This window comes from Azoarcus sp. TTM-91 (genome assembly GCF_012911025.1).
Classification (GTDB): domain Bacteria; phylum Pseudomonadota; class Gammaproteobacteria; order Burkholderiales; family Rhodocyclaceae; genus Azoarcus.
The window spans coordinates 1-4,252 of sequence record NZ_WUEI01000202.1; the positions used below are offsets into that span (position 1 = coordinate 1).

The 4,252-nt window shown below is 69.5% G+C and carries 4 protein-coding genes; all 4 read right to left on the bottom strand.

Annotated features, from left to right (window positions below):
• Nucleotides 1-80 precede the first annotated feature (80 nt).
• From GRF61_RS23445 to GRF61_RS23460, 4 genes are read right to left on the bottom strand one after another with little or no spacing between them, the layout of a single operon-like run.
• Nucleotides 81-437 (bottom strand): DUF971 domain-containing protein, encoded by a 357-nt coding sequence (locus GRF61_RS23445; protein WP_169153028.1) that lies wholly within the window; start codon nt 435-437, stop codon nt 81-83.
• A complete protein-coding gene (locus tag GRF61_RS23450; protein WP_169153029.1) occupies nt 434-1,330 on the bottom strand; it encodes an ABC transporter ATP-binding protein in 897 nt (298 codons plus the stop codon). Before GRF61_RS23450 ends, GRF61_RS23445 begins: the two co-directional genes overlap by 4 nt.
• Nucleotides 1,327-2,664 carry an ABC transporter permease gene (locus GRF61_RS24665; protein ID WP_211166170.1) on the bottom strand — a complete coding sequence of 446 codons (1,338 nt, stop codon included), beginning with the start codon at nt 2,662-2,664 and terminating at the stop codon, nt 1,327-1,329. The genes GRF61_RS23450 and GRF61_RS24665 overlap by 4 nt, the downstream gene beginning before the upstream one ends.
• A gap of 2 nt (nt 2,665-2,666) precedes the next feature.
• Entirely contained in the window at nt 2,667-4,127 is a 1,461-nt protein-coding gene (locus tag GRF61_RS23460) for an ABC transporter substrate-binding protein (RefSeq protein ID WP_169153030.1), read from the bottom strand.
• Nucleotides 4,128-4,252: the final 125 nt, after the last annotated feature.

A 4,252-nucleotide genomic window follows, 5' to 3' on the forward strand; every position in this document is an offset into this window, starting at 1 on the left:
GGAAAAGCGGAACCGCGGCGCGATCTGATCTGGGCAGTATTAGCCCTACCGACAGCCGCAAGCTGACTCAATCGCGGAGGCTAGGCACTCTCCCCTCCGCCACCCGCCACCTCGTCTCCCAGCGCCCGCAGATAAGCCCAGGGGTAGATCCCCCGCTCGTGCCCATCGGCAAAGACCAGGTTCAGGCCCTGCACCGCCAGCGCCCGGATCTCGCTCAGCGCCGCCGGCTCCGGCGGCGGCAATCCACGGCGGCGCGCCTGCTCGCAGGCCGCGCAACGGCAACGCTGACGCAGCAGACCGTGGGGCAGCAGGCTGCGCGCGCCATCTTCCCAATCGATCACCAGCTCGCCCGACGGACGCCGGTCGGTGACGGCGCGGGGCAGCACCGCGCGCGGGTCGGCTGCAGCAACCGCCGCAGGCCCGGGCGCGGCGCTCATAAGGCCTCCCCCACGCCGCCCTTGCCCAGGTGCCAGTCGCCGCCCAGGCCGCCCTCCCGCAGCTCCCCGCCCATGGCCGCCAGGCTTTCCTCACGGATCAGCGCGCGCAGCCGCTGCAGGATGGCGATGAACTCCGGCGAGTTGCTCATCTCCGCGGTGCGCGGGCGCGGCAGCGGAATGGGGATTTCCGCCTTCACCCGGCCGGGGCGGGCAGTCATCACATAGACCTTGTCGGACAGGAAGATGGATTCCTCGATGTCGTGGGTGATGAACAGCACCGACAGCTTCAGCTGCTGCCACATATTGGTGAGGATCTCCTGCATCACCACCCGCGTCTGCGCGTCCAGCGCGCCGAAGGGCTCGTCCATCAGCAGCACCTGCGGGCCGGTGGCGAGCGCGCGCACGATGCCCACCCGCTGCTTCATGCCGCCGGAGAGCTGCTCCGGGTAGTGGTTCTCGAAGGCGAGCAGGCCGGCGAGGCCGAGCAGGGTGCGCGCCCGCGCGCAGCGCGCAGCCGGCGCCATGCCCTGCATGCGCAGGCCGAACTCCACGTTCTCCCGCACCTTCAGCCAGGGGAACAGCGAGTATTGCTGGAACACCACGCCGCGATCGGCGCCGGGGCCGCGTATCGGCGCACCATCCACCGTGGCGCTGCCGGCGCTGGGCTTGAGAAAGCCGGCGACGATGTTGAGCAGGGTGGATTTGCCGCAGCCCGAGGGGCCGACCACCGATACGAACTCGCCCGGCTTCACATCGATGGAGATGCCGCGCACCGCGTCCAGCGCGGCGCCGTTCTGGGTGAAGCGCACGGTGACGTCGTCGATCCGGATGTGGCCGCGGCCGGGCGCGGCATCCGCCACGCTGGGGGGAAGGCTGGCTGCCAGCGTGTTCATGGCGCGCCCTCCCTGCCGCCCAGGCTCTGCCACGGCATGGCGATGCGCGACAGCAGGCGGATGGCGCCGCTGCAGGCGAGGCCGAGCACGCCGATCACCAGCATGCCGATGACGATGTGCGGATACTCGATCAGCGAATAGGCCTCCCAGGTGAAGTAGCCGACGCCGAACTGGCCTGAGATCATCTCCGCCGCGATCAGCGACACCCAGGCCACGCCCATGCCCACCGCCAGCCCGGTGAAGATGTGCGGCAGCGCCGCCGGCAGGATCACCCGGGCGAGCAGCGAGGCCTCACCGGCGCCCAGGCAGCGCGCCGCCCGCAGCAGCACCGCATCCACCGCGGCAACGCCGTGCAGGGTGTTGAGCAGGATGGGGAAGAAGGCGCCGAGGAAGGTGATGAAGACGATGCTGGACTCGGTGCTCGGCCACAGCATGATGGAGATGGGCACCCAGGCGATGGCGGGTATCGGCCGCAGCACCTCCAGCGCCGGGAACAGCAGCCGGCGCAGCATCAGGTAGCGCCCGCACAGCAGGCCGAAGACCACGCCCAGCACGGTGGCGAAGGCGAAGCCGAGCAGGATGCGCTGCAGGCTGATGCCGATGTTGGTGAGGAACTTGCCGTCGCCCGCCAGCGCCACCAGCTCGGAGAAGACCTCGCCCGGCGTCGGCACGTTGGTGAAGCGGATGTAGAAGTTCCAGCGGTAAGCGGTGGCGAGGTACCAGAAGCCGACCAGCAGGCCGATGGAGACCAGGCCCAGCAGCAGGCCGGGCAGTTGGCGGCGCAGCGCGGCCGCCAGCCGGCCGCCGGCGGGCGAGGCCGCGGCCATGCCGCCACCGGCGGCGGCACGGGCCGGCACCGCCCCGGCGGACTGCAGCCGGGTCGAAAGCAGCTCGGCAGCGGCAGTGCCCGCCGCGGCGAAGGATGCCGCAGTCGCCGCCACCGCGGCCGGCGGCGCATCCCGCGATATCGCAGTTGCCGCGCCGGCAGACGCGCTGGCGAGCGAGCCGGTAGCCGGCGCAAGCACCGACGGCGACGAGACGACGGCCGCCCCGGCGACAGCGCTGCCCGCCTCCGCCAAGGACACCGCCGTCGCAGCCATCGCGGCCGGTGGCGTCTCTCGCAATATCTCGGTTGCCGCCCCGGCGGCCAGCCCGAGCGCCGCCGACTCAGCAGGCGACGGCGCCGGCACGGCGGCGAGGGCCTCGCCCTCGCGCCTGTCCTCGGCCGGCCCTTCGCCACCACTGCACGCCTCGCCAGCCCGCGTCTCACCCGGACCGGCCCCGGCCGCGCGGCCCTCGCCGCGCAGCACCCGCAGGGAAATCGCGCCCGCCATGCTCACCTCCCCGCCAGCGCCACGGCATCGCCGTAGGCGCCGACCTTGCCGCCGTTGGCGGCGACGTAGGCCTCGGCATCCTTCTTCAGCAGGAAGGGCACGATCTCCTTGCCGCTCTTGCCGCCCAGCGCGTAGTAGGCCTTGTCGGCGAACAGCTTGATCTTGCTGCTGTGGTCGAAGACGAAGGCCACGCCTATCTTCTTGCCCTCGGCCACCGCCTTGCCGGCCGCCGCCAGGGTGCAGGCGGCGGACTTGTAGGCGGTGATGCCGCCGCCGTCCAGCCACACCTCGCCGGCTTCGCGCGGGTTGGTGATGGCGCCGCCGCACAGCGGGTCGGTGCCGCTGATCTCGTAGTTGGCGAGGCTGGCCTTCTGCTTGTCGTAGTCCAGCCCCAGCTCCTTGTAGGCGGTGCGGATGTAGCTTTCGTCCGCCCAGGCGTCGGCGTCGAAGTCCTTCACCCGGCCCATGCGCTGCAGCACGCCGTGGTCGTACTTCACCGTCTCTATCCACTTGGGCTTGATCGTCGGGTCCAGCGTATGAACACCGCTGGGGCCGAGGAACATGTAGACCACTTCCTTCTCGACGCGGGTCCATTGCTCGATCTTGGCCGCCGCTTCCACCGGGTTCTTGCGCACCCAGTCGTTGGCTTCCATCAGCGCCTTCAGGTAGGCGACGACGAACTCCGGGTACTTCTTGGCGAAGTCCTCGCGCACCACCACGCCGTGGAAGGTGGGCACCTTGGTCTCCACGCCGTCGAAGATCTTGCGGGCGAAACCGCGGTAGGGCAGCAGCTCGGCGAAGGGCACGAAGTCGGCGTGACCGTCTATGCGCATCTCCTGCAGGCTGGAAGTGCCCACTTCCGGGCTCTGGCTGGAGAGTTCGAAGTAGTCGCTCTTCCAGCCGCGGTCTTCCATCGCCTTCAGCAGCATGCCGTGGGCGGCGGAACCGAAGGGCACGGACACCTTCTTGCCCTTGAGGTCAGCCAGCTCGTAGTAGGGCGAATCCTTGTGCACCACCAGGCCGTTGCCGGCGCCATCGGCGTTGTAGGCGATCAGCGCGATGAGCCGGCTCTTGGTTTCCGGCATGGCCTGGAAGGTGGCGCCGTTCACCAGCAGCGGGTAGTCGCCCATCATGCCGATCTGCAGGGTGTTGGCGACCATGCCGTTGGTTACCGGCGGGCCGGAGGTGAAGTTCTGCCACTCGACCTTGAAGGAAATGTCCTTGTACTTGCCGGTCTTCGGCAGGTGCTTTTCGAGCAGGCCCAGTTCCTTGATGACGATGCCGCCGGTCACCGTGTTGGTGGTGGTGTTCTGGGTGCCGATGCCGACGGTGACGACTTCGGCGGCGGCACCCAGCGGCAGCGCACAGCAGGCGGCGAGCGCCAGCGTGGCCAGGGTGTAGCGGGCAATGTTGTGATTGTTGTGGTGCCGATCTCGATGCGTGCTTCTGGAACGTGCGTTCATTGGGGCGTCCTTCCAGTGGGGTTGGCGGTGCGTTCGAGTTCCTGCGTTTCTCTCTCTGTTTTTCCCGCTTTCGCGGGGTACGGCGGACGTGGCGGATGTTCCTCCGGGGCGGGCTGGGCCGGCGG

Bases quoted from the DNA above. Each gene is read 5' to 3' on its own strand.
- GRF61_RS23445 (WP_169153028.1), bottom strand. From the start codon at position 437: ATGAGCGCCGCGCCCGGGCCTGCGGCGGTTGCTGCAGCCGACCCGCGC.
- GRF61_RS23450 (WP_169153029.1), bottom strand. From the start codon at position 1,330: ATGAACACGCTGGCAGCCAGCCTTCCCCCCAGCGTGGCGGATGCCGCG.
- GRF61_RS24665 (WP_211166170.1), bottom strand. From the start codon at position 2,664: ATGGCGGGCGCGATTTCCCTGCGGGTGCTGCGCGGCGAGGGCCGCGCG.
- GRF61_RS23460 (WP_169153030.1), bottom strand. From the start codon at position 4,127: ATGAACGCACGTTCCAGAAGCACGCATCGAGATCGGCACCACAACAAT.